Origin of the sequence: Streptomyces sp. NBC_00203, from assembly GCF_045206325.1 — a bacterium.
GTDB classification, from domain to species: domain Bacteria; phylum Actinomycetota; class Actinomycetes; order Streptomycetales; family Streptomycetaceae; genus Streptomyces; species Streptomyces lutosisoli.
This window is the reverse complement of record NZ_CP108126.1, coordinates 7,082,605-7,107,462: the sequence shown is the minus strand read 5'-3', so window position 1 is coordinate 7,107,462 and position 24,858 is coordinate 7,082,605. Positions and strand designations below refer to the sequence as shown.

25 protein-coding genes are annotated in these 24,858 nt (G+C 69.8%); 11 read left to right on the top strand and 14 right to left on the bottom strand.

The features are described 5' to 3' along the window. Positions 1-7 precede the first annotated feature (7 nt). The 6 genes from OG975_RS31900 to OG975_RS31875 form a co-directional block, all read right to left on the bottom strand. The gene (locus OG975_RS31900; protein ID WP_406332777.1) at positions 8-1,234 is read right to left on the bottom strand and encodes an RNA polymerase sigma factor; all 1,227 of its coding nucleotides are present in this window, start codon (positions 1,232-1,234) and stop codon (positions 8-10) included. Positions 1,235-1,239: 5 nt separating this feature from the next. After that, entirely contained in the window at positions 1,240-1,665 is a 426-nt protein-coding gene (locus tag OG975_RS31895; RefSeq protein WP_406332776.1) for a YciI family protein, read from the bottom strand. Between the two features lie 105 nt (positions 1,666-1,770). Then, positions 1,771-1,971 carry a hypothetical protein gene (locus tag OG975_RS31890; RefSeq protein WP_406332775.1) on the bottom strand — a complete coding sequence of 67 codons (201 nt, stop codon included), beginning with the start codon at positions 1,969-1,971 and terminating at the stop codon, positions 1,771-1,773. A gap of 72 nt (positions 1,972-2,043) precedes the next feature. Next, complete coding sequence (locus tag OG975_RS31885) at positions 2,044-2,652, bottom strand: GNAT family N-acetyltransferase (RefSeq protein ID WP_406332774.1); 609 nt, start codon at positions 2,650-2,652, stop codon at positions 2,044-2,046. Positions 2,653-3,030: 378 nt separating this feature from the next. Then, positions 3,031-4,197, bottom strand: coding sequence for a family 2 encapsulin nanocompartment cargo protein polyprenyl transferase (locus tag OG975_RS31880; RefSeq protein ID WP_406332773.1), 1,167 nt, complete (start codon positions 4,195-4,197; stop codon positions 3,031-3,033). Positions 4,198-4,309: 112 nt separating this feature from the next. Continuing rightward, positions 4,310-5,716, bottom strand: a complete 1,407-nt coding sequence (locus OG975_RS31875) for a family 2B encapsulin nanocompartment shell protein (protein WP_406332772.1) — start codon at positions 5,714-5,716, stop codon at positions 4,310-4,312. Between the two features lie 264 nt (positions 5,717-5,980). On the opposite strand from OG975_RS31875, the gene OG975_RS31870 reads away from it, so the two are divergent. The 3 genes from OG975_RS31870 (at position 5,981) to OG975_RS31860 (ending at position 7,998) form a co-directional block, all read left to right on the top strand. After that, positions 5,981-6,214 (top strand): hypothetical protein, encoded by a 234-nt coding sequence (locus OG975_RS31870; protein WP_327431630.1) that lies wholly within the window; start codon positions 5,981-5,983, stop codon positions 6,212-6,214. A gap of 134 nt (positions 6,215-6,348) precedes the next feature. Further along, on the top strand, positions 6,349-6,939 hold the full coding sequence (locus tag OG975_RS31865) for an N-acetylmuramoyl-L-alanine amidase (protein WP_406332771.1): 591 nt from the start codon (positions 6,349-6,351) through the stop codon (positions 6,937-6,939). 114 nt (positions 6,940-7,053) lie between these two features. Continuing rightward, on the top strand, positions 7,054-7,998 hold the full coding sequence (locus OG975_RS31860; protein ID WP_406332770.1) for a 1-aminocyclopropane-1-carboxylate deaminase/D-cysteine desulfhydrase: 945 nt from the start codon (positions 7,054-7,056) through the stop codon (positions 7,996-7,998). Positions 7,999-8,070: 72 nt separating this feature from the next. Here the strand turns inward: OG975_RS31860 and OG975_RS31855 are convergent, their stop codons facing one another. Next, positions 8,071-9,666 (bottom strand): Na+/H+ antiporter, encoded by a 1,596-nt coding sequence (locus OG975_RS31855; RefSeq protein ID WP_406332769.1) that lies wholly within the window; start codon positions 9,664-9,666, stop codon positions 8,071-8,073. A gap of 61 nt (positions 9,667-9,727) precedes the next feature. Here OG975_RS31855 and OG975_RS31850 point away from each other — a divergent pair, with 61 nt between their 5' ends. From OG975_RS31850 to OG975_RS31840, 3 genes are all read left to right on the top strand, one after another. Next, a complete protein-coding gene (locus OG975_RS31850) occupies positions 9,728-9,988 on the top strand; it encodes a UBP-type zinc finger domain-containing protein (protein ID WP_406332768.1) in 261 nt (86 codons plus the stop codon). Between the two features lie 338 nt (positions 9,989-10,326). Next, entirely contained in the window at positions 10,327-10,740 is a 414-nt protein-coding gene (locus OG975_RS31845) for an anti-sigma regulatory factor (protein ID WP_406332767.1), read from the top strand. Further along, positions 10,737-11,888, top strand: coding sequence for an RNA polymerase sigma factor SigF (locus OG975_RS31840; RefSeq protein ID WP_406332766.1), 1,152 nt, complete (start codon positions 10,737-10,739; stop codon positions 11,886-11,888). The genes OG975_RS31845 and OG975_RS31840 overlap by 4 nt, the downstream gene beginning before the upstream one ends. A gap of 16 nt (positions 11,889-11,904) precedes the next feature. On the opposite strand, the gene OG975_RS31835 is transcribed toward OG975_RS31840, so the two are convergent. Further along, positions 11,905-12,357, bottom strand: a complete 453-nt coding sequence (locus OG975_RS31835; protein WP_406332765.1) for a hypothetical protein — start codon at positions 12,355-12,357, stop codon at positions 11,905-11,907. A gap of 181 nt (positions 12,358-12,538) precedes the next feature. On the opposite strand from OG975_RS31835, the gene OG975_RS31830 reads away from it, so the two are divergent. Next, positions 12,539-13,507, top strand: a complete 969-nt coding sequence (locus OG975_RS31830) for a diacylglycerol kinase family protein (protein WP_327431622.1) — start codon at positions 12,539-12,541, stop codon at positions 13,505-13,507. 318 nt (positions 13,508-13,825) lie between these two features. Further along, positions 13,826-14,083: a WhiB family transcriptional regulator gene (locus OG975_RS31825; RefSeq protein ID WP_006380970.1), complete on the top strand. Its 258-nt coding sequence runs from the start codon at positions 13,826-13,828 to the stop codon at positions 14,081-14,083. A 218-nt stretch (positions 14,084-14,301) separates the two neighbouring features. Here OG975_RS31825 and OG975_RS31820 read toward each other — a convergent pair whose 3' ends face one another. Beyond that, entirely contained in the window at positions 14,302-15,768 is a 1,467-nt protein-coding gene (locus OG975_RS31820) for a PAS domain-containing sensor histidine kinase (protein ID WP_330310284.1), read from the bottom strand. A 423-nt stretch (positions 15,769-16,191) separates the two neighbouring features. After that, positions 16,192-16,884 (bottom strand): TetR/AcrR family transcriptional regulator, encoded by a 693-nt coding sequence (locus OG975_RS31815; protein ID WP_406332764.1) that lies wholly within the window; start codon positions 16,882-16,884, stop codon positions 16,192-16,194. 96 nt (positions 16,885-16,980) lie between these two features. Between OG975_RS31815 and OG975_RS31810 the strand changes: the two genes are divergently transcribed. Beyond that, complete coding sequence (locus OG975_RS31810; RefSeq protein ID WP_406332763.1) at positions 16,981-17,733, top strand: SDR family oxidoreductase; 753 nt, start codon at positions 16,981-16,983, stop codon at positions 17,731-17,733. Positions 17,734-17,896: 163 nt separating this feature from the next. Next, positions 17,897-18,682 carry a glucosamine-6-phosphate deaminase gene (gene nagB, locus OG975_RS31805; protein ID WP_406332762.1) on the top strand — a complete coding sequence of 262 codons (786 nt, stop codon included), beginning with the start codon at positions 17,897-17,899 and terminating at the stop codon, positions 18,680-18,682. A gap of 183 nt (positions 18,683-18,865) precedes the next feature. Here nagB and OG975_RS31800 read toward each other — a convergent pair whose 3' ends face one another. The 4 genes from OG975_RS31800 to OG975_RS31785 all read right to left on the bottom strand — a co-directional run bounded on the left by OG975_RS31800 (position 18,866) and on the right by OG975_RS31785 (position 23,684). After that, positions 18,866-20,377 carry a glycoside hydrolase family 3 protein gene (locus OG975_RS31800; protein ID WP_406332761.1) on the bottom strand — a complete coding sequence of 504 codons (1,512 nt, stop codon included), beginning with the start codon at positions 20,375-20,377 and terminating at the stop codon, positions 18,866-18,868. Between the two features lie 9 nt (positions 20,378-20,386). Next, positions 20,387-21,253, bottom strand: a complete 867-nt coding sequence (locus OG975_RS31795; protein WP_330310283.1) for a carbohydrate ABC transporter permease — start codon at positions 21,251-21,253, stop codon at positions 20,387-20,389. Positions 21,254-21,258: 5 nt separating this feature from the next. Beyond that, positions 21,259-22,245 carry a carbohydrate ABC transporter permease gene (locus OG975_RS31790; protein ID WP_406332760.1) on the bottom strand — a complete coding sequence of 329 codons (987 nt, stop codon included), beginning with the start codon at positions 22,243-22,245 and terminating at the stop codon, positions 21,259-21,261. Positions 22,246-22,400: 155 nt separating this feature from the next. Continuing rightward, positions 22,401-23,684, bottom strand: coding sequence for an extracellular solute-binding protein (locus OG975_RS31785; protein WP_406332759.1), 1,284 nt, complete (start codon positions 23,682-23,684; stop codon positions 22,401-22,403). A 404-nt stretch (positions 23,685-24,088) separates the two neighbouring features. Between OG975_RS31785 and OG975_RS31780 the strand changes: the two genes are divergently transcribed. Then, positions 24,089-24,853, top strand: coding sequence for a GntR family transcriptional regulator (locus tag OG975_RS31780; RefSeq protein WP_327431614.1), 765 nt, complete (start codon positions 24,089-24,091; stop codon positions 24,851-24,853). Positions 24,854-24,858: the final 5 nt, after the last annotated feature.

Below are 24,858 nucleotides of genomic sequence, written 5' to 3'. Positions count from 1 at the left end.
GCGAACGCTACGGCTTCAGGCGTGCGGCCCGCGCGTGCAAATAGCGTTGTTCGGGGAGGCTGAGCGTCTTGCGGGCCGCCGACTCGTAGGCCGCCCGGGCCGCCGCCGTGTCGCCGGCGCGTTCCAGCAGGTGCGCGCGGACCGCGTCCAGTCGGTGTCCGGCCACCGGCTCGTCCTCCAGCGGGCCGAGTTCGGCCAGCCCGGCCCGTGGCCCGTGCACCATGGCCACCGCCACCGCCCGGTTGAGGCGTTCGACGGGGCCCGGGACCAGGCGGACCAGCACGTCGTACAGGCCGAGCATCTCGCGCCAGTCGGTCTCCGCCGCCGAGGGCGCCTCGTCGTGCACGGCGGCGATGGCGGCACGCAGCTGGTAGGGACCCGCCCGCCCCCGCGACAGCGCCGCCGTCACCAGCGCCACGCCCTCCTCGACCGCCGCCTTGTCCCACAGGCCGCGGTCCTGCTCGTCGAGCGGCACCAGCTCGCCGTGCGGGCCGGTCCGCGCGGAGCGCCGGGCGTCGGTCAGCAGCATCAGCGCCAGTAGGCCCGTCACTTCGAGGTCCTCGGGCAGCAGCCGGTGGACCATACGGGTCAGCCGGATCGCCTCCCCCGCGAGTTCGGCCCGCTGGAGCGCCGCTCCGGACGTGGCCGTATAGCCCTCGTTGAAGATCAGGTACAGGGTGTGGAGGACGGCGGGCAGCCGCTCCTCCCAGTGGTCCGGGCGCCCGAAGGACACCCCTTTGACGCGCTGCTTGGCCCGGCTGATCCGCTGGGCCATCGTCGCCTCGGGCACGAGATACGCCCGCGCGATCTCTGCGGTGGTCAGACCGCCGACGGCCCGCAGGGTGAGCGCGATCTGCGCGGGCGGGGTCAGCTCCGGCCGGCAGCAGAGGAAGAGGAGGGACAGCGTGTCGTCCTCCGACGGCGCACGGCCCGCCCCCGGCGGCGGCGCCGTGAAGGCGTCCCGGGGCGTGAGCGCCGCCACCCGCTCCTCCCGCAGCCGCCGCGCCTCCTCCGCCCGCAGGGAGTCCACGAGCCGCCGCGCGGCGACCTTGATCAGCCAGCCGCGCGGATTGTCGGGCACGCCCTTGAGGGGCCACTGCCCGGCCGCCGCGAGCAGCGCCTCCTGTACGGCGTCCTCGGCGGCGTCGAAGTGCCCGTACCGGCGTACGAGCGCGCCGAGGACCTGCGGCGCGTGCAGGCGCAGCAGGTCCTCGACCTCGGTCGTGCCTCTCATACTGCTCAGACGTCCGCGCAGATGTCTCCGGCGCCGTCCAGGATGGGCCGGATGACCACCGGGTAGTCGGTGAGCCCCTCGGGGCCGGGGCACCGGGCGACGCGCTCGGCGATCTCGGTGACCCGCTCCAGGCTCGCGCACTCCAGGACCCAGTAGCCGGCCATCAGCTCCTTGGTCTCGCTGTACGGCCCGTCGGTGATCACGGCCTTGCCGTCCTGCCCGAGGGCGACCAGCCGGGTCCGCACGGGCTCGGCCAGCCCCTGCCCGTCGACCAGCTCCCCGGACTCGGCGAGGTCGTCGTTGATCGCGCCCATGTAGGCGTACATGGCCTGCAGTTCCTGCTCGCTCCAGGCCGGGGCCTGCGCGGACGCCTTGCCGCGCATGCCTTCGTAGTCGGCCTGTGTGCCCTGCACCATCACGAGGTACTTCATGAGTCCGCTCCTTCGCTTCCTCGGCTCGGACCGCCCGTACCGGGCGGCTCTCACAGGGGACGTCGGAGCCGGACCGCGTTTCTCTACACGGCCGCGCGTACTCCGTCAGGATTTCTCCGTGGGGGCGGGCTCCTCCGGCCGCTCACGGGGCACGTACTCGGCCTCGCCGGCGTACGCCTCACACTTCGGGTTCCAGCAGGGGCCGGCCACCCACCGGGGGACCCACGCGCCCAGCGTCTTGTAGCGCTGCACAACCGTGGCGACCGGCTGCCCGCAAGCTGGACAGACATGCTCATCGGTGCCCATGCCTTCAGAGTAGGGCGGCAGAGGGTTCAGCGCTTCCTGCGATACGTCCGCACGAGCCACGTCCACCGGCGCTCAGGGGGTGTCTTCCTGCCCCGCCCTCGGCTCGCGCCACATGGGCCACATCTGCGGGCCGTCCGGCAGGTCGAGCGGACGCTCGACAAGGCCGAAGCCGAGACGCTCGTACAGCTTGCGGCTGCGGGCGTTGCTCGCCTCCAGATACGCGGGCAGATCCTCGCGGTCGCAGCGGTCCAGGACCGACTGGATGAGCGCGGTGCCGAGCCCCTCGCCCTGGCGCTCCGGTGCCACGGCGATCATCCACAAATACTCGTGGGCGCGGCCCACAGGGTGAATGTCCGCGGTCAGCCGCCCGATCAGCTCAACACGCTCATTGTCCGGATCGACGGCCTCCCGCAACTGCACGGGCCCGTCGACGTCCGCGTGCTCCTCAGCGGGAACGGCCAGCCACAGCGCACACGCCGTCCCGTCCTCGGTCAGGTCGACGCGCCCCTCCGCCAGCACGACATCGAGAAAGGCTGCCATCAGCTTGTGGTGCGTCGCCCGCCGATGCCCCTCGTCCGGAAAGACCCACCCACTCACCGGATCCCCCTGAAAGGCCTCATCCAGCAGCCGCACAACCAGCTCTCTGTCGCCTTCGTCCGCCGCCCGGATCACCACACCCATGCCCCGCCCCTTCACCTCAACTGACGTTGATCGTATGGCGGTTGGCAGCCTAGCTGGGCGGCCCAGCCGAATCGGGGTCTGGGGGCGCAGCCCCCGGAAGGAGCGCGGGGGCGACGGGGCGCAGCCCCGAGCCGTCAGGGGCGCGGGGAACTGCGCGACAAGCCCCCACCCACCCGCACCCGACCCACAACCCGACCGGGGTCGAAGGGGCAGAGCCCCTGGGGGATGGGACGGGTAGGGGCGGCGGGGGCGAAAAGAACGGGCCCCGCACACCGTGGGGATGTGCGGGACCCGCCCAGCCGAAGCCCGATGCCGTACGGAGGTCAGGTGCCGTACGGTCCCGAAGCCCCGGGGTCTACAACCGCCCAACCGACGGAGTCAGTTGCTGCGCCGCGTCACAAACTCCGCCAGCGCAAGCAGCCCACCCGCCGATTCCGGATCGGGAACCGCCCGGGCCAGCTCATGCATCGCCCGTGACATACGATCCGCCGCCTGAACCTGCGCCCAGTCGCGACCACCCGCCCGCTCAACAGCCAGCACGGTGCGCTCCAGCTCCCCCGCGTCCCCTCCTTCGCAGGGCACCCCGTACAACTCGGCGAGTTCGGTCGCCGCCGCGGTGCCCGAGGCAAGCGCGGCGACCACGGGCAGCGACTTCTTGCGGGCGATGAGATCCGCCCCGGCCGGCTTGCCGGTGCGGCTTGGGTCCCCCCAGATCCCGATCACGTCGTCGATCAGCTGGAACGCGAGCCCGGCCTCCCGGCCGAACGCGTCGAGGGCCTCGACGTCCGCATCCCCCGCCCCCGCGTACAGCGCCCCGAGCGCGCAGGCGCAGCCGAGCAGCGCGCCCGTCTTCGCCTCGGCCATGGCGAGCACCTCGTCGAGGGTGACCTCGTGGGGGCCCATCCTCTCCATGGCCGTGTCCGCGTGCTGCCCCGCGCACAGCTCGACGACACAGGCCGCGAGCCGGGCGGCGGCCGCCGAGGACGCCGGATGCGGGTCCTCGGCGAGCAGCCGCTGGGCCAGCGCCTGCAAGGCGTCCCCGGCGAGGATCGCGTCGGCGTCGCCGAACACGGTCCACGCGGTGGGGCGGTGCCTGCGGGTGGTGTCGCGGTCCATGACGTCGTCGTGCAGCAGGGTGAAGTTGTGGATCAACTCCACGGCGGCGGCCGCCCGTACGGCCGTCGATTGCTGTCCGCCGAGCGCCCGGACGGCAGTCAGGACGAGCGCGGGCCGGATCGCCTTGCCCGCGTTGCCCGCCGCGGGAGTGCCGTCCGCGTGCTCCCAGCCGAAGTGGTAGAGCGCGATCCGGCGCATCGAGCCGGGCAGTGAATCGATGGCCCTGCGCAGCTCGGGGTCGACGGACTCCCGGGCGCGCTCCAGGATCCCCGCCGCTTCCTGCCCTCCCCCGTTGTCGGCTTCGCTCGTCGAGCGGGGGGACCCCCACCTTGGGCTTGCCGGCCCCTGCCTTTCCCTGGGCTCCATGGACCTCCCGATGGGGCTCCGCCCTTTCAGGACCTCGGTCGGGCTCTGCGTGGTCTCCGTCATGAACTCAGTCCCCGGACGGTGGCGCTTCCGCGGCCGCTGGGCGCGTACCCCCTCGATGTACCCGCCCCGAAGGGCGGGAACACGGCGACCACCGGCTCGCGGAAGGTCACCGTCACCGCCAGCGGCCGATCTCGACGTTCTCCAGGATGCCGAGGGCGTCCGGCACGAGCACCGCGGCCGAGTAGTACGCCGTCACCAGGTAGGAGATGATCGCCTGTTCGTTGATGCCCATGAAGCGCACCGACAGGCTCGGCTCGATCTCGTCCGGGATGCCCGCCTGCTGGAGCCCGATCACGCCCTGCTCGGCCTCGCCGGTACGCATGGCGATGATCGAGGTCGTACGGGTGTCGCTGACCGGGATCTTGTTGCACGGGTAGATCGGGACTCCGCGCCAGGTCGGGATGCGGTTGCCCGCGATCTCGACGCTCTCGGGGACGAGTCCGCGCTTGTTGCACTCGCGGCCGAACGCGGAGATCGCGCGCGGGTGGGCGAGGAACAGCTTGGTGCCGCGCCTGCGGCTGAGCAGTTCGTCGAGGTCGTCGGGGCTGGGCACACCGTCGTGCGGCTGGAGCCGCTGGTCGTACTCGCAGTTGTTGAGCAGTCCGAACTCCCGGTTGTTGATGAGCTCGTGCTCCTGGCGCTCCTTCAACGCCTCGACGGTGAGCCGCAACTGCTGCTCGGTCTGGTTCATGGGCTGGTTGTAGAGGTCGGCCACGCGCGTGTGCAGGCGCAGTACGGTCTGGGCGATGCTCAGTTCGTACTCGCGCGGCGCGGCGTCGTAGTCGACGAAGGTGCCGGGGATGTCCGGCTCTCCGGTGTGGCCGGCCGCGAGGTCGATCTCCTTCTCGCCGTACTTGTTGGCGCGCTGCTCCGGAATCGCCCGCAGCGCCGTGAGGTGGTCGCGCAGGGACTCGGCGCGCTCCGCGACCTGCTCAAGGTCGTTGCGGGGCAGCGTCAGCACGGTGCACGCGGTGACCGCGCGGGCCGTGTACTCCCAGATGGCTTCCGGATCGATGAGCGCCTGCTCCCCGAAGTACGCGCCGTCGGCGAGGGTGCCGAGCACCGCGTCGTCCCCGTAAGGACCCGTGCCGATCTTCTCGACCTTGCCATGTGCGAGCAGGAACACCTCGTCGGCCTGGCTGCCGAACGAGGCGAGCACGTCCCCCGGTGCGAACTCCCGCTGCTGGCAGCGCTGGGCGAGTTCGCCGAGCACCTCCTGATCCTCGTACGACCGCAGTACGGACAGCTCGCCGAGCTCCGCAGGGATGACCTGGACGCGGTCCCCGGTCTTCACGAACGTCACGCGGCCGTCGCCCACGGAGTAACTGAGCCGCCGGTTCACGCGGTACGTGCCACCCTGCACGTTCACCCACGGAAGCATGCGCAGCAGCCAGCGGGAGCTGATCTCCTGCATCTGGGGTGCGGACTTGGTGGTGGTGGCCAGGTTCCGCGCGGCGGATGTGCCGAGACTCTGCTGCGGCCTGCCCTGCTCCGCGCGGACCTCTTCGCCTACCGACATGAAAATTGCCCTCCCAGTCGTGCGCTGATTCGCGGGATCAGCCTTCCATCACGGAGCGTGCCGGTGCTATTACACGAATGAGCGGGAATGGATCAACTGGGAGTGGGCACAGGACGACGTTCTGTCGACCTGCCGAACGCCCGTGCCATGGCTGACCGACCCGTCGAACGACGCGGGCGGGAACTCCAAGATCCGGCCATCCGTTTGATCCCACGACGGACAACGACAGCGGACAGCGACTACGGACAACGACAGGAGACGTCAGTGGCAGGCTTCCTGGACCGTGCCAAAGAGCAGGCGCAGCGCGGCCTCACGCAGGGCAAGCAGAAGATCGACGAGGTGCAGGCGCAGCGCGCCGGCGGCGACCTCCTCAAGAAGCTGGGCGCCGCGTACTACGCGGAGCGGCGGGGCACCGGCTCCCCCGAGGCGACACAACAGGCCCTACAGGCCTTGGAGAGCCACATAGCGACGCACGGGGACACGTTCCTCCACTCCTGACCGCTTCCTCCCCTCCTGTCCGGATCGGCTCGCACGCTGTGCGAACGAGTAGGCCCGGGCGCCCGGTTGCGGGTACAGCTGCGGTACGAGACGGCCACGAGAGGTGGCCGGCGCGCAGCACGAAGGAGGCGGTCATGGCCCCACCCATGTCCGCGGGCATTTTCCTGGACCGGCTCAGGGAGGCAGGCATCACCGTCGTCGAAGTCGGCGACTGGGAGCATCACAACCGCAATCACAAGGGCCCCTGGGGTCCGGTGTACGGCGTGATGATCCACCACACGGTGACCTCGGGCAGCGAGCGCACCGTCGAGATCTGCCGTGAGGGTTACACGGACCTGCCCGGACCGCTGTGCCACGGCGTCATCACCAAGGACGGCGTCCTCCACATCGTCGGCTACGGCCGGGCCAACCACGCGGGCCTGGGCGACGACGACGTCCTGCGCGCGGTGATCGCGGAGAAGGCTCTCCCGCACGACAACGAGGCGAACACCGACGGCAACCGCCACTTCTACGGCTTCGAGTGCGAGAACCTCGGCGACGGCGAGGACCCCTGGCCCGAGGCACAGCTGGAGACCATCGAGAAGGTCTCCGCGGCGATCTGCCGCCATCACGGCTGGACGGAACGCTCGGTCATCGGCCACCTCGAATGGCAGCCCGGAAAGGTGGACCCGAGAGGATTCACGATGGACTCCCTGCGGGAGCGCGTCCGCGACCGTCTGAAGTGACGAGAGCGGGCATCCGTGGCGTGCTCCTGTAGCGGGCATCCGTAGCGGTCATCCGTAGCGTGCCCCTGGGGCGGGCATCCGGCGCGCACCCGTAAGCGCCCACCCCCCGGACGAATGTCCGACAATGGTGGGGTGACCAGCCCTGACGTCCCCGACGTCCCCGAAGCGCTCGGCCCGGCCGGCCTGCGGCCGCGACTTCCGTCGCCGCTGCGGGAGGCCGCGGACGAGCGCTTCGCGCGCCTCGGCGTCCGGCTGCTGCTCAAGCGGGACGATCTGATCCACCCGGAGCTGGTCGGCAACAAGTGGCGGAAGCTCACCCCGAACCTGGAGGCGGCGGCGGGCCGCACGGTGGTCACCTTCGGCGGGGCCTACTCGAACCATCTGCGCGCCACGGCCGCCGCGGGCCGCCTCCTCGGCCTGTCCACCCTCGGCGTGATCCGCGGCCAGGAGCTGGCCGGGCGCCCCCTCAACCCCTCGCTCGCCCGCTGCGCGGCGGACGGCATGCGACTGCACTTCGTCGACAGATCGACGTACCGCCGCAAAGCGGAACCGGAGACGCTGGCCGGGATCCTGCGTGCGGTGGGCGCCGAGGACGCGTACGTCGTGCCCGAGGGCGGCAGCAACTCCCTTGCCGTACGCGGCTGTCAGGGGCTCGGCGCGGAGCTGCGCGGCCACGCCGACATCGTCGCCCTCGCCTGCGGCACCGGCGGCACCCTCGCGGGCCTGGCCGCCGGACTCGCCCCCGACCAGCGCGCCCTCGGCATTCCCGTCCTCAAGGGCGGCTTCCTGAGCGCCGACATACAGGCCCTCCAGCAGGCCGCCTTCGGCGCCCGTCGCGGCACCTGGTCCCTCGACGACCGCTTCCACTTCGGCGGCTACGCCCGCACCACCCCCGAACTCGAAGCCTTCGCCGAGGACTTCGAGCACCGCCACGGGCTGCCCGTCGAACGTCTCTATGTCGCCAAGATGCTGTACGGACTTGTCGCCCTCGCGGAGGAGGGCGCGTTCCCGCGCGGGACGACGGTGGCGGCGGTGATCACGGGAGCGCCGCTCTCCTGAAGCGGTGCCCTCCTGGAGCGCCGCTCTCCTGAAGGGGCGCTCTCCTGAAGGGACGCTGTCCCCAAGCGGCTCTCAGGCCGCCTCCCGATACGCCGCCGCCTCCTCCAGGTCCAGTCGGCGCAGCAGCGTGCGCAGCATCTCGTCGTCGATGTAGCGGTGGTCCCGGAGCTTGACGAAGACCTCGCGCTCGGCGCCGATCATCTCGCGGGAGAGCCGCCGGTAGGTGTCGTCGGCGGTCTCGCCGGTCACCGGGTTGACCGCGCCGAGGCGCTCCCAGACGGCGTTGCGGCGCCGCTCCAGGACCGTGCGCAGGCGCTCGGCGAGGGGCGGGGGCAGGGCGTTGCGCTCGTCGGTGAGGAGTTCGTCGAGGCGTTCTTCGGCGACCCTGGAGGCCTGCGCCTGGGCGTTGGCCTCGGCGAGCGTCTCGGCCTGCTGGTCGCGTCCCGGCAGCTTCAGCAGATGGATCAGCGGGGGCAGTGTCAGCCCCTGCACGACCAGGGTCCCGATGACCGTCGTGAAGGTCAGGAAGAGGATCAGATTGCGATCGGGAAAGGCCCCGCCGCCGTGCACGGTGAGCGGGATGGAGAAGGCGATGGCGAGCGAGACCACACCTCGCATGCCGGCCCAGCTGATGATGAACGGCCCCTTCCAGGTGGGGTCCGGCTCGCGCTCCCGGATCCGCGCCGACAGCAGACGCGGCAGAAACGTCGCCGGATACACCCACACGAACCGGGTCGCGACCACCACGAGGAAGAGGGCCACCGCGTACCAGGCGGCACGACCGCCCGAGTACTCCCCAAGCCCCTTGAGGACGACCGGCAGTTGCAGTCCGATCAGTGCGAACACCGCCGACTCCAGGACGAAGGCGACCATCTTCCACACCGCCTCCTCCTGCAGCCGGGTCGCGAAGTCCACCTCCCAGGAACGGTGTCCGAGGTAGAGCGCGACGACCACCACCGCGAGCACCCCGGAGGCGTTCAGCTGCTCGGCGATCCCGTACGCGACAAAGGGAATCAGCAGGGAGAGGGTGTTCTGGAGAAGCGCCTCCTTCATGTGGGTGCGCAGCCAGTGGATGGGGATCATCAGGACGAGCCCGACGAGCACACCGCCGACCGCCGCGAGCAGGAACTCGCGGATGCCGCCCGCCCAGGTCGCGCCCTCGCCGACCGCCGCGGCGAGCGCCACCTTGTAGGCGGTGATCGCGGTCGCGTCGTTCACCAGGGACTCGCCCTGAAGGATCGTGGTGATCCGCGAGGGCAGCCCCACCCGGCGCGCCACCGCCGTCGCCGCGACCGCGTCCGGCGGCGCCACCACCGCGCCCAGGACCAGCGCCGCGGGCAGCGGCAGGCTCGGCACGATCAGATACGCGGCCCATCCGACCACGAGGGTCGCGAAGAGGACGTACCCGACCGACAACAGCGCGACGGGCCGCAGTTGCGCCCGCAGATCGAGGTACGAGCTGTCGGTGGCCGCCGTGTACAGCAGCGGGGGCAGCACCAGCGGGAGCACGACCTCGGGATCGAGTTCATACGCGGGCACCCCGGGGACGTACGAGATCAGCAGGCCCGCGGCGACGAGCAGCAGCGGTGCGGGGACCGGGGTGCGGCGGGCGGCCCCGGCGACCGCCGCACTGCCCGCGACCAGCAACAGCAGTGGCAAAACGTGCATCGTCTTCCGCCCGCCCTCGTTTTCGCGCGGCTTCCCGCACACCCGACGTAACCTGGCAATCATGAAACAGTGCACGCACGCCGACGCGCTGCCGCACCCCGAACCCGAGCCCCTGAGCGAGACCTGTGTGGAGTGCCTGGCGGCGGGCACGCACCCGGTGCAGCTTCGCCTGTGTCTGGAGTGCGGGCACCTGGGTTGCTGCGACTCCTCTCCGCTGCGTCATGCGACGGAGCACTTCAAGGACACCGGACACCCGGTCATGCGCACCTTCGAGCCCGGGGAGAGTTGGCGCTGGTGCTTCGTCGACCACGTACTCGTATGACGCATGCACGCGTATGACGCGTCGACGGTATCCGGCGGCGGCATACTGAAGAGGACCCGTGGATCACGTACGCGTGCGACCCTCGATCCGGACGGTTCGACCGTCTGACGCCTGGGTACGTCAACCCGGCGCGCGCTCTTCCTATTTGGGCCCGCAGACCCCTAGCCACTGTCCGTACTCATAGGCTTACTATGAGTGACAGCAAGGGACGGGGTCCCCGGGACAGGAAACTTCAGAGCGCGGTAGCGTCACCGCTGAACCACGTAGCGCGTTACCCCGGGGGGCGACCCTCGGCCCCGTAAGAGCTCGAAAGAGCTTGTACCACCATGGAGGTGAGGGTGTCCCAGATCGCAGGCGAGCCCGCGACGAAGGACTTCGTGGAAGTCCGGCTGCCGGCCGCGGGTGCCTACCTGTCGGTGCTGCGCACGGCCACGGCCGGGCTTGCGGCCCGTTTGGACTTCACCCTCGACGAGATCGAGGACCTGCGCATCGCGGTCGACGAGGCCTGCGCGATCCTGCTGCAACAGGCCGTGCCCGGCTCGGTGCTCAGCTGTGTCTTCCGGCTCATCGACGACTCGCTGGAGGTCACGGTCTCGGCCCCGACCACGGACGGTCACGCCCCCGCCAGGGACACCTTCGCGTGGACCGTCCTCTCGGCTCTCGCAGGCAAGGTCGACTCGACCGTCGCCGAGGACAAGACCGTTTACATCAGCCTCTACAAACAGCGCGGCGCGGGACCCGGGTCGGCGTGAGGAACGGGGACGGGCCGGTGCGGGACGAAGAGCGCGGCACACGGGAGCTTCCCGCCGAGCGCGTCGACGGCCTCGGCGGGCCGCGGCGCACGGCGGACGGCGTCGACGGCATCCCCGAGCAGGCCCGGCCGCACCCGGAGGACAGCACATCCTCGGCGGCCGCCGAAGCGTCTTCAGAGGCAGCGCCGGTCGACGAGGACGAACGGGAGAAGCTCTCCGGCCAGAGCGACGGGCAACGGGATCCGGAGGGTGCCGCGCTGAGCACGTCCTCGGAAGGGCGGCGGCTGGTGACGGGCGGGACTATGAGCGAGCACGAGCGACACGACAAGCCAGGGGCGCAGAGCGTGCAGGGCGCGCAGCACGGGCCGAGCGCCCAGCACATCCGGCACGACCCGCAGGACCGCAGCGGGGCGCGGGCGATGTTCATCGAGCTGCGCAAGCTGAAGGAGGGCAGCGCCGAGTACGCGGAGCTGCGCAACCAGCTGGTCCGCATGCACCTCCCGCTCGTCGAGCATCTCGCGCGCCGCTTCCGCAACCGCGGCGAGCCGCTGGACGACCTCACCCAGGTCGCCACCATCGGCCTGATCAAGTCGGTCGACCGCTTCGATCCGGAGCGCGGCGTCGAGTTCTCGACGTACGCGACCCCGACCGTCGTCGGCGAGATCAAGCGGCACTTCCGGGACAAGGGCTGGGCGGTGCGGGTACCGCGCCGTCTTCAGGAGCTGCGGCTGGCGCTCACCACGGCGACCGCGGAGCTCTCGCAGCTGCACGGCCGCTCCCCGACCGTCCATGAGCTGGCCGAGAAGCTGGGGATCTCGGAGGAGGAGGTCCTGGAGGGTCTGGAGTCCGCCAACGCGTACTCCACGCTGTCCTTGGACGTCCCCGACACGGACGACGAGTCCCCGGCCGTCGCGGACACCCTCGGCGCCGAGGACGAGGCCCTGGAGGGCGTCGAGTACCGCGAGTCCCTCAAGCCGCTCCTGGAGGATCTGCCGCCGCGAGAGAAGCGGATCCTGCTACTCCGCTTCTTCGGCAACATGACGCAGTCGCAGATCGCGCAGGAGGTCGGCATCTCGCAGATGCACGTGTCGCGACTGCTGGCCCGCACGCTGGCCCAGCTGCGCGAGAAGCTGCTCGTGGAGGAGTAGGACCGATTGCTGTCGGTTACTTCTGATCCTGCACGTCGCCGCCGGGCCCTCGGATTCCGAGGGCCCGCGTCGTTGCCGGGTTCACGAGCAGTACCAGGGCCGCGACCGCGACGACAGCCAGGGCGATGCCGGCGGGGATAGCGATGCTGTCGGCCTGGAGCAGGTTGTAGGCCACCGGCAGCGCCATGATCTGGGTGATGACGGCCGGGCCCCGGCTCCAGCCGCGGCGCAGCAGCAGGCCGCGCGCGGCCAGCAGCGGCAGCAGGGCGAGCACGATCAGCGTGACACCGCCCGTGACGGCCTGCCGACGGTCGTCGGGGGCACCCGTGAGGCCGAGGACGAGGATGTAGACGCCGCCGGCGACGAGCGCGAGCCCCTCCAGCGCGGCCAGCGCCGCCGCGGCGGTCAGCCGCCCGGGGCGGGGTACTGCGGCGGGGGCGTCGGGGGTGGGATTCTGCTCAGGGCTCACCCCCGAAGAGTAGCCGTCGGCCACCGGCGGCCGATGGGCCCGGGGGCCGCCTCCGGGCGGCGGGGACGCCGGGGCACGTTCCGGAGCCGGCCGCTCCGCGTGCGCAGCGTCACGCCCGAGCTCTTACCTGATCCCTACCTCGGCCTGGGATCAGTACCACCCAGTAGGTACGCTGCATCTCATGCGTGCACTTCTCGTGGTCAATCCGGCAGCAACCACCACAAGTGCGCGTACGCGTGACGTACTGATCCACGCACTGGCCAGCGAGATGAAGCTGGAGGCGGTCACCACCGAGTACCGCGGGCACGCCCGGGACCTCGGCCGGCAGGCCGCGGAGAGCAAGGACATCGACCTGGTCGTGGCCCTCGGCGGCGACGGCACGGTCAACGAGGTCGTGAACGGCCTGCTCCACCACGGCCCCGACCCGGAGCGCCTGCCCCGCCTCGCCGTGGTCCCCGGCGGCTCCACCAACGTCTTCGCGCGCGCTCTCGGCCTGCCCAACGACGCCGTGGAGGCCACCGGCGCCCTGCTGGACGCGCTGCGCGAGGAGCGCGAGCGCACGATCGGCCTCGGCCTCGCCGCGGGCACACCCGGCACGGAGGACGAAGCCGTGCCCTCCCGCTGGTTCACCTTCTGCGCCGGCCTCGGCTTCGACGCGGGCGTGATCGGCCGGGTCGAACAGCAGCGCGAGCGCGGCCGGCGCTCCACGCATGCGCTGTATCTCCGCCAAGCGGTACGCCAGTTTTTGGACGAACCTCACCGCCGGCACGGAACGATCACGCTGGAGCGCCCCGGCGCGGACCCGGTCACCGATCTGGTCCTGTCCATAATCTGCAACACCTCGCCGTGGACGTTTCTCGGCAATCGTCCGGTGTACGCCTCACCTAAGGCCTCGTTCGATACCGGACTCGACGTACTCGGTCTCAGCCGCATGTCGACGCCCGCGGTTGCCCGGTATGCCACGCAGTTGCTCACTTCGTCCCCCGAGCGCGGACCCCATGGCAAGCATGCGGTGTCCCTGCACGATCTGACGGACTTCACCTTGCATTCGAAGGTGCCGCTCCCCCTTCAGATGGACGGTGACCACCTCGGACTGCGCACCAGCGTGACGTTCACAGGCGTACGCCGTGCACTGCGTGTGATTGTGTGAGCGGAAGGGCCCAAAGTCCTTTCACTCGAACGTTTAGACCAGGGTCCACCCCATGGAAGTACGGCTGTGACCTAGTCGACACCGAGGAATCAAAAAAAACTTTCCAGAAGGGGTTGTATCCGCCGCTGAGGTTTGCGAGTCTCTACGTGGCGATCGGGACGGCCCGCAACATCGGCCCCACAGAGAGCCAGAACCCCTCCTCAAATCACAGGACCACGTCAGGTCATCTGACAGTCGGCCCTTCACTTGTTGAGGGATTCGTGAAAGCGTTCACATTCACAAGCAACTTGCATGTAATACCAAGGAGAGGTAGCAGCCATGGACTGGCGTCACAACGCCGTTTGCCGCGAGGAAGACCCCGAGCTCTTCTTCCCCATCGGCAACACCGGTCCTGCGCTGCTGCAGATCGAGGAAGCCAAGGCCGTCTGCCGCCGCTGCCCCGTCATGGAGCAGTGTCTGCAGTGGGCGCTCGAGTCCGGCCAGGACTCCGGCGTCTGGGGTGGCCTCAGCGAGGACGAGCGCCGTGCCATGAAGCGTCGCGCCGCCCGCAACCGGGCCCGTCAGGCCACCGCCTGACACCCCACCCCGCACGAGCCTGAGCTTGGCGGCGCGTACAGCGAGTACGCATCTCCCGCCCCCGAGCCGCAGCGCGCAGTACCCCCGATGCGCATAGCAACGTGAGCGTGAGCCCCGGACCACCAAGTGGTCCGGGGCTCATTGCTGTTTGCGTCCGCGTGGATTACCTGTGCATGTCTGTGGATTACTTGTGGGCGCCGGCCGCGTACGGGTGCCGATTACTTGTGAGCCAGCACCGGGATGTCCAGGATCACCTGGGTCCCGCGCTCCGGAGCCGCCACCATGTCGAAGGTGCCGCCCAACTCGCCCTCCACCAGCGTCCGTACGATCTGCAGACCGAGGTTGCCCGAGCGGTGCGGATCGAATCCTTCCGGAAGTCCGACGCCGTCGTCCTGGACGGTGACCAGGAGGCGGGCGTCCTTGGTGGTGCCGCCGCGCACCGCGGAGACCTCGACGGTGCCCCGGTCGCCCTCACGGAAGCCGTGCTCCAGGGCGTTCTGCAGGATCTCCGTGAGGACCATGGAGAGCGGGGTCGCGACCTCGGCGTCCAGGATGCCGAAACGGCCGGTGCGCCGGCCGGTGACCTTGCCGGGCGAGATCTCGGCGACCATGGCGAGCACCCGGTCGGCGATCTCGTCGAACTCCACGCGCTCGTCCAGGTTCTGGGAGAGCGTCTCGTGCACGATCGCGATCGAACCGACCCGGCGTACGGCTTCCTCCAGGGCCTCCCGGCCCTTGTCCGAGTCGATGCGCCGGGCCTGGAGCCGCAGCAGGGCCGCCACCGTCTGGAGGTTGTTCTTCACCCGGTGATGAATCTCCCGGATGGTCGCGTCCTTGGTGATCAACTCACGCTCGCGGCGGCGCAGTTCGGTGACGTCGCGCAGCAGCACCAGTGAACCCACGCGGGTGCCCTTGGGCTTGAGCGGGATCGCGCGCAGCTGGATCACGCCGTCACCGCTCTCGATCTCGAACTCGCGGGGCGCCCAGCCGCTGGCGACCTTGGACAGCGCCTCGTCCACCGGGCCGCGCGACGGGGCGAGTTCGGCGGTGGTCACGCCGAGGTTGTGGCCCACGAGGTCGGCGGCGAGGCCGAGGCGGTGGTACGCCGACAGCGCGTTCGGAGAGGCGTACTGGACGATGCCGTCCGCGTCGAGGCGGATCAGTCCGTCGCCCACCCGCGGCGAGGCGTCCATGTCGACCTGCTGGTTCGGGAACGGGAAGGAGCCCGCCGCGATCATCTGGGCGAGGTCGGAGGCGCTCTGGAGGTACGTCAGCTCAAGGCGGCTCGGCGTACGCACGGTGAGCAGGTTGGTGTTGCGCGCGATGACCCCGAGGACGCGCCCCTCACGTCGTACGGGAATGGACTCGACCCGTACCGGAACCTCCTCGCGCCACTCCGGGTCGCCCTCGCGCACGATCCGGCCCTCGTCGAGCGCGGCATCCAGCATGGGGCGGCGGCCGCGCGGCACGAGGTGGCCGACCATGTCGTCCTGGTACGAGGTGGGGCCGGTGTTGGGCCGCATCTGAGCCACGGACACATAGCGGGTGCCGTCGCGCGTGGGCACCCACAGGACGAGGTCGGCGAAGGAGAGGTCGGAGAGCAGCTGCCACTCCGAGACCAGCAGATGCAGCCACTCGAGATCGGAGTCACCGAGAGCGGTGTGCTGGCGTACGAGGTCGTTCATGGAGGGCACGTGTGCGAGCGTACCCGGCGGATACGACAGGCCCCGAAATCAGCCACTCGCACGGGTCCCGCGGAGGCTTCGCACGGGCCCGGAAACACCCGCGGGCCGCGGCGCCTGGGAGGGACCCTCAACCCTCCCGGCACCGCAGCCCGGAGCAACAACGGCCGCGGGGTGTGCGGTCCCGATGGCCGAAGAGAGGAGCCGGAGCAGTCAGGGCAGAGAGCGCCGGTTCCTCGGTCCGCCTTCCTGTGCGGGGAAGACGGAGGCTTGTTCAGTTACTCAAGCATTGCGATACCCGAGCATTGTGGACTAGACCATGGTCCTGCGTCCACGCATCATCTGTCCATGCACCGGGGGATGTTTATTGTTGTCGGCTTATCCAACATCCAACAGCATCCATCACGCAGACTAACCCGCTTCGGTTCATGAACGGGCCGGATTGACGGATGAACGGACCGGATCGGCGGCGGAGCGGGGCCAGACAGCCATGGCGAGTTCCGCCAGCGCCTCCAGTTCTTCTCGGGTGGCGCCGTCGCGGGCCTGCTGGGACATGCCCTGGATGACCGCCCCGGTGTACCGGGCGAGGGCCGCCGCGTCAGTGTCCGCGGGCAGCTCACCTGCGGCGATCCCCGCCTTTATACGGCTCTCGAAGACGGCGATGTTGGCATTGCGCCGCTCGCGCAGGGACTCCTCGACCTCGGGCGAGCTGCAGTTGGTGGCCGCGTGGATGACCAGGCAGCCGTGCGGGTGGCCCGGGTCGGTGTACTCGACGGCCGCCTCGCGCAGCATCCGCTCGACCGCGCCGCGGGCGGTGGGCTCCTCGGCCAGCGCGCGCTCGCCGAACGAGCCGTACTTCGTGCCGTACTCGCGGACCACCTCGTCGAAGAGCGACCGCTTGTCACCGAACGCCGCGTACAGGCTCGGGGCGCCGATGCCCATGACGCGGGTGAGGTCGGAGACGGAGGTCGCCTCGTACCCGTGCTCCCAGAACGCGAGGATCGCCTTCTCCAGCGCGGTCTCACGGTCGAAGGAACGGGGACGGCCGCGCTGCTTGGTCAGGACCCTGGCGTCCTCGGGTGCGGCGGTCCCCGGCTCGGTCTGCTGCCTGCTCACCATGGGATGGATTTTATAGCGGCTGCTAGAGAAACGTCGGTGGGCTGTTGTACGGTTTTTCTGTAGCGACCACTAGTGAAATGCGAAGGGGGCGTCGGCATGGGCGTGCTCACCGGCAGGACGGCACTCGTCACGGGCGGCGGCAGGGGCATCGGGCGGGGCATCGCCGAGCGGCTCGGACGGGACGGGGCGCGGGTGGCCGTGCACTACGGCAGCAATGAGGCGGCCGCGAAGGAGACGGTCGCCGCGATCGAGGCGGCGGGCGGATCGGCGTTCGCGATCGGGGTGGAGCTCGGGCTGCCGGGCGACGCGGAGGCCCTGTGGGAGTCCTTCGACCGGCAGGCGGACGGGCTGGACATCCTGGTGAACAACGCGGGGATCGGTACGTCGCGTTCGTTCGACGAGATCGACGAGACGGAGTACGACAAGGTGTTCGCGGTGAACGTGAGGGCACCGCACTTCATCACCCGGCTCGGCGCCTCCCGCCTGCGGGACGGCGGGCGCGTCATCAACATCTCCTCGGGCCTCGCCCGCAACGCCGTGATGCCGGACAAGATGGCGTACGCGATGACGAAGGGCGCCCTGGACGTCTTCACCCGGGACCTGTCCAAGGTGCTGGGCCCCCGGGGGATCACCGTGAACTCGGTGGCCCCGGGCATCATCGACACCGACAACACCGCCGAGTTCCTGCACGGGACCGAGGACGGATGGGCGCAGGCCTCCGCGATATCGGCGCTGGGCCGGGTGGGGGCGCCGGCGGATGTGGCGGACGTGGTGGCGTTCCTGGCGTCGGACGACGGGCGGTGGATCACGGGGAGCTGGGTGGACGCGACGGGGGGTTCGCTCATGTGAGGCGGGCGCCTTCAGTGGCCCGGGCGCCATCGCGGGGGCTTAGGGCGACGACAGGGAGGGGCTCTGCTAGATTGGTCTATACCACATGTGTCCCTTTTAGGGTTCCAGTGAGTCCCCTGAGTCCTTGAGTCCCTGAGTCCCTCTCCAGATCGGCAGGCCCAGCGTGGAAGTTGTCATCGTCCCGGACGCCAAGGCGGGCGGCGAGCTGATCGCCGAGGCCATGGCGGAGCTGCTCCGACGCAAGCCCGACGCCCTGCTCGGCGTGGCCACCGGCTCGACTCCGCTGCCCATCTACCAGGCGCTGACGGCCAAGGTGAGCTCCGGCGCCGTGGACACCTCGGGCGCGCGGATCGCTCAGCTCGACGAATACGTGGGGCTGCCGGCCGAGCATCCCGAGTCGTACCGGTCGGTGCTGCGGCGCGAAGTGCTTGAGCCGCTGGGGCTGGGCATGGACGCGTTCATCGGCCCGGACGGCACCGCGGAGGACGTGCGGGCCGCGTGCGAGGCGTACGACAAGGCGCTCGCGGAGGCCGGCGGCGTCGATCTCCAGTTGCTCGGGATCGGGACGGACGGGCACATCGGGTTCAACGAGCCGTGCTCCTCGCTCGCCTCGCGGACCCGCATCAAGACGCTGACCGAGCAGACCCGGGTGGACAACGCGCGGTTCTTCGAGGGCGACATCGAGCAGGTGCCGCACCACGTCATCACCCAGGGCATCGGCACGATCCTGGAGGCACGGCACCTGGTGCTGCTCGCCACAGGCGAGGGCAAGGCGGACGCGGTGGCCGCGACGGTCGAGGGGCCGGTGGCCGCTGTGTGCCCGGCGTCGGCGTTGCAGCTCCACCCGCACGCGACCGTCGTCGTCGACGAGGCGGCGGCCTCCAAGCTGAAGCTCGCGGACTACTTCCGGCACACGTTCGCCAACAAGCCGGACTGGCAGGGGATTTAGCGGCACGGGCACAGATCGCCATGGTCGCAGAGCGTCACGGGCACAGATCGCCATGGTCGCAGAGCGTCACGGGCAGAGATCGTCACGGACGCAGAGCGACCACACGAAGGTGCCGGGCCTCCCCCAGGGAGGCCCGGCACCTTTTCGTTCAGGCGGTCAGGCGGTCAGGTGATCGCTGCCGCGCTACTCCCCCGCGATGACCTCCGCCGCCGCCCGGCCGCACACGCGTGCCGCGCCATGGGTGGCGATGTGCAGGGTGCCCCGGGGCGGGGACTGCGGTACGCCCATCTCGACCACGACGGTGTCGGGGCGGGCGGCGAGCAGGGTGTCGAGGGCGGCTGCCATCCAGGGGTGGCGGTGTTCGTCGCGGACGACGGCGACGATCCGGCGGGTGCCCGCGGCGGCGAGGGCCAGGGCGCCCGCGCTCTCGCCGGTGAAGCTGCCGGTTTCCGTGCCGGGGAGCAGTCGGGCCAGTTCCGCCGCCACGCCCCAGGGGGTCTCGTCACCGACGGCAATGTTCGCGACCGGGGTGAGCGCGGCGACGTACGGGGCCTCGGTGAGCGGGGCGTACGTCTCGGCGTGGGTCACCGTGAGCGCGCGACGGGCGGCGACCAGACCGACGTCGGCACGATCACCCGCACCCGCACCCGCACTCGTCCCCGCAGCTGCACTCGCACCCACGCCTACCGCTGTCCAACGTGCCAGCGCCCGTACCCGGTTCGCCGCGTCCGCGAGGCGTTCCTCGGGGAGTTCGCCGGTGCGGACGGCTGAGACGAGGGCGTCGCGGAGGCGGCGTACCGTGTCGTCGTCCGCGAGGCCACCGCCCACGCAGATCGCGTCCGCGCCGGCCGCGATGGCGAGGACGCTGCCCCGCTCGATGCCGTACGTCGCGGCGATGGCCTGCATCTCCATGCCGTCGGTGACGATGAGACCGTCGTAGCCGAGTTCCTCGCGGAGCAGGCCCGTGAGGATGCGGCGGGAGAGGGTGGCCGGGCGGTCGGGGTCCAGCGCCGGGACGAGGATGTGCGCGCTCATCACGGCGCGCGTCCCCGCGGCGATCGCGGCGCGGAACGGGGCGAGTTCGCGGGACTCCAGTACCGACAGATCGGCGTCGATGCGCGGCAGCGCGTGGTGCGAGTCGACGGCCGTGTCGCCGTGCCCCGGGAAGTGCTTGGTGCAGGCGGCGACCCCCGCGGACTGGAGTCCGGTGACGTAGGCGGCCGTGTGCCGGGCCACCAGGTCGGTGTCGGCGCCGAAGGACCGTACGCCGATGACGGGGTTGTCGGGGTTGGAGTTCACGTCGGCGGACGGGGCCCAGTTGAGGTTGACGCCGCAGGCGGCGAGGCGGCGGCCCAGTTCGGCGGCCACCTCCTCCGTCAGCGAGATGTCGTCCACCGCTCCCAGCGCGTGATTGCCGGGGAACGAGGACCCCGTACGCACCTCCAGGCGGGTGACGTCACCGCCCTCCTCGTCGATCGCGACGAGCACGTCGTCGCGTTCGGCGCGCAACTGGGCCGTCAGGGCGGCGAGTTGCTCGGGCGAGTCGATGTTGCGGCCGAACAGGCCGACCGAGGCGAGGCCTTCACCGAGGCGGCGGAGCAGCCAATCGGGGGCCGTGGTTCCGGTGAAACCGGGTTGGAGGACGGTGAGCGCGTCACGCGTGATGGTGTCCGTCCCACTGGCGAGTGTCGTCATCGGGTGGCGTTATCCCTTCACGGCGCCCGCGGTCAGCCCCGCGGCCATCTTGCGCTGGACGATGAGGAACAGGACGACGATCGGCACGGCCATCATCGTGGAACCGGCCATCATCGGGGCGTACTCGGTGCCGTGCTTGGTGGTGAAGTTGCCGAGCCAGACGGTGGCGGTCTGGTTCTTCTGGCTCAACAGCATGAGGGCGTAGAGGTATTCGTTCCACGCCTGGATGAAGCCGTACACGGACGTGGCGACCATGCCGGGTGCCAGCAGCGGGAAGACCACGCGGACGAAGGCGCCCGTGCGGCTGCAGCCGTCGACCATCGCCGCCTCCTCCAGCTCCTTCGGGATGTTGACGATGAAGCCGCGCAGCGTCCACACCGTGAAGGGGAGGATGAAGGTCAGATACGTGATGATCAGACCGGAGAGCTTGTCGTACTGGTCGAGGTCGTTCAGCAGCAGGAAGATCGGGATGATCATGGCGACCAGCGGGACCATCTGGACCGCCAGGATGCCGACGATCACGATCTTCCGGCCGCGGAAGGCGAAGCGGGAGATGGCCAGCGCGGCCAGCAGCCCCACCACCATGCCGATCACGACCACCGACAGGGACACGATCAGGCTGCGGCCCACCGGGCCCCAGAAGTCGGCGATGTCCAGCGCGCGGCGGAAGTTGTCGAGCGTCACCGCCGTGGGGAACAGGCTCGGATCCGAGTCGATGGCGTCCTTGGCCGGCTTGAAGGCCGTGTTGAACATCCAGTAGACGGGGAAACCCGCGGTGACGAAGACGAGCAGGCCGAGCAGGTTCCAGCCGAGCTTGGACTTGCGGGGTCCGGAGGACTTGCGGGGTCCGGAGGACGTACGCCCCGAGGTGGTGATCGCGCTCACTCGACCTCTCCGATCTTCAGCATCTGACGCATGTACACGGCGACCACGCCCAGCAGCAGGAGCACGGTCAGCAGGGCGATCGCCGATCCCTGCGCGTAGTCGTTGACCACGAACGCACGGTCGTACGAGTACGTGGTGAGCAGCTGGAACTCGGCCTCCGGGTGGCCGCCCCGCATCACGAAGACCTGGGGGAAGACGCCCATGTCCCAGATGACGGAGAGGGTCGTGAGCATCACGATGATCGGCTTGAGGATCGGCAGCGTCACGTAACGGAAGACGCCCCAGGCGCCAGCCCCGTCGAGGCGCGCCGCCTCCTCCAGCTCCGCCGGCACCTGGGTGAGCCCCGCGCTGAGCGTGATGACGACGAACGGCACCGCGCCCCACACCACCAGGAGCATGATCACGGCCAGGCCCTGGGTGCCGCTGGCGAACCAGTTGTGGCCGACCATGTCGACGCCCGGCAACTTGCTGAGCAGCGCGTTGAAGACGCCGTAGTCGGAGTCGAAGAGCCACTTGAAGACCGTGGTGGCCACGATGATGGGCATGCCCCAGCTGGCCACGAGCACGACGTTGATGAGTGTCTTCACCCAGCCGGAGACCCGCTGGAGGAGCAGCGCGATCAGCATGCCGATGACCATCGTGAAGATGACGGAGCCGCCCGCGAAGACGATCGTCCGGACGACCACCGCCCAGAACTCGCTGTCCCCCAGCACCTTGCTGAAGTTGTCGAAGCCGACCGACTCGGCCGGCTGGAAGCCCCAGAGCTGGGACTGCCCGAACTTCTGGAAGGACAGCGTGACCAGACGGACCAGCGGATAGCCGAGGACCAGCGCGAGAATCAGCAGACAAGGGGCGAGCAGGGCCCAGGGGACGGCTGCCCCGCCGTTCGTCCGCTTTCTCCGTGGCTGCTCCCGCGCGGCCGATGGTGGTGGCGACTGCCGCGCAGGCGGCACTTTGGCAGTGGTCGTTTCAGCGGCACTCATCCGCGCGCTCCTCAGCGGTACCTCAGGTCGTACGGGTCGTACGGGAAGCAAGTCCCGCCCGCGACCGGGTCGTACGGGAGGCTCACCCCCCGGTCGTACGGGGAGCAGGGCCCCGCGCCTCCGCGAGGGAGGACCGACGGGGCCCTGCTCTCAGGTCACTTGGTGTTGATGACCTTGTCGATCGCGGCGTCCGCATCCTTCGCGGCGTCCGCGACCGACTTCTTGCCGGTGCCGATGTTCTGCAGCATGGTCTGCAGGACCTGGGCCTTCTCGACCTGGCCCCAGCCCGGTGCCATCGGGACGAACCAGTTGGACTCGGCCGCCGTGGCCGGGACCACCGTCGCCGGGTCGTTCTTCAGGGTGGCGAGGTCGGTCTTGTTGTTGGGCAGGTTGCCCTTGCCCATCAGGCCCTTCTGGCCCTTGGCGCCGGTGAACGCGTTGATCCACTCGGCGGCGACGACCTGCGCCTTGGACTTCACCGGTACGGCGAGGTCGGAGCCGCCGAGGAAGACGGGGAGGTTCTTCCCGGACGGGCCGGGCATCACGAAGTTCTCGAGGTTGCCCTTGAGCTTGCCGGTCTTGTCGTTCTTCGGGTCCTCGGAGGTCGCGCCCTCCCAGGCCGCGCCGAAGATCATTTCGGACTTGCCCTGGCCGTAGACGATGTAACGGTCGGACTCGTCCTTGGTCTTGTCGCCGTGCATGTACTTGTCGACGACGTTCTTGAACTCGGTGAGGCCCTTGATGGACTCGGGCGAGGAGAGGTTGGCCTTCCACTGGCCGCCGTCTTCCTTCGCGATGGAGCCGCCGGCGTCGTAGACGAAGGACATGGCCGCGTACCAGTCACGGGTGGGCTGGTACCAGGCGCTGAACTTGTCACCCTCCTTCTTCTGGATCTTGTCCAGGGCGGAGGTGAGCTCCTTGTACGTCTTCGGGGCGGACTTCACGCCGACCGAAGCGGCGAGGTCCTTGCGCCAGTTGCCGACGCGGCCACCGGCGTAGTACGGGACGCCGTAGGTCTTGCCGTCGTAGGTGACCGAGGCCTTGAGGCCGTCGAGCCAGGCGTCCGACTGCTCGAACTTCGAGGCGTCGAGGGGAGCGAAGGCGCCCTTGACCATGTAGCCGAGCATCTCGGTGTTGCCCATCTCGACCACGTCGGGGGCCTTGTCGGTGGCGAGGACCGCGTCGAGCTTGGTGTTCTTGTCCGGCCAGCCGTAGTACTCGTGGTTGATCTTGATTCCGGGGTGCTTCGCCTTGATCGCCGTGTCGGCGGCCTTGACCAGCTCGGGCCAGTTGTTCTGCGCGTCGACGGTGAGCCAGACGGTCAGCTCCTTGGCGTCCGCACCCTTGTCCGACCCCCCGGACTTGTCGTCACTCCCGCACGCCGCGATGGAGACCATCATGCCCGCGATACCGATCGCGGCTATGAGCTTGCGCTTCACGCCACCCTCCTCAGGGATGCCATAAACCCCCCTGCTCCCTGCGGTGACATACGACGCGTACCGCCCGTGGGGCCGGGACTGGACCAATGGTGTAGACCAGTACGGGGAGCTTGGCCTAGACCTAGAGGGGTGTCAAGGCGTTCACAGGCACTCCGACCGTCCGTTATGGGACCTACATATGAAAGGACCTTTAATTAGGTAAGTGGCATAACGGACAGCCCAGTTCGCGCACCATGTGCGACGCGCCTCCGCGCGGTGGACTAGACCAACGGGTACGGCGACGGTATATAGAGGGGATCACGGAGCGTGCGGGGGGACACTCGCACACGAAGCCGTGCCACGATGTGAGCCGTGGCCGATGGGGATGTCGGTCGCTTCGGCATCCGGAGCCGGGAAGGCAGAGCATGAGCACCGACGTCAGCAGTGCGGAGAACGAGGGTGGGGCGCCCATCCGTACCGCGCGCGTGCCCAAGTACTACCGCCTGAAGAAGCACCTGCTCGACATGACGGAGACACTGCCGCCCGGCACGCCGGTACCGCCCGAGCGCACCCTCGCCGCCGAGTTCGACACCTCGCGCACCACCGTGCGGCAGGCCCTTCAGGAACTGGTCGTCGAGGGCCGCCTGGAGCGCATCCAGGGCAAGGGCACCTTCGTGGCCAAGCCCAAGGTCTCCCAGGCACTGCAGCTCACCTCGTACACCGAGGACATGCGCGCCCAGGGCCTCGAACCCACCTCGCAGCTCCTGGACATCGGCTACATCACCGCCGACGAGACCCTCGCCGGGCTGCTCGACATCTCGGCCGGCGGCCGGGTGCTGCGCATCGAGCGGCTGCGCCTCGCGAGCGGCGAGCCGATGGCCATCGAGACGACCCACCTGTCCGCCAAGCGCTTCCCCGCGCTGCGCAGGTCTCTCGTCAAGTACACCTCCCTCTACACCGCGCTCGCCGAGGTGTACGACGTCCATCTCGCCGAGGCCGAGGAGACCATCGAGACCTCGCTGGCCACCCCGCGCGAGGCCGGACTGCTCGGCACCGACGTCGGCCTGCCCATGCTGATGCTCTCCCGGCACTCGCTGGACAGGCAGGGCGAGCCGGTGGAGTGGGTGCGCTCGGTGTACCGGGGCGACCGGTACAAGTTCGTGGCGAGGCTCAAGCGCCCGCAGGACTAGGGGGC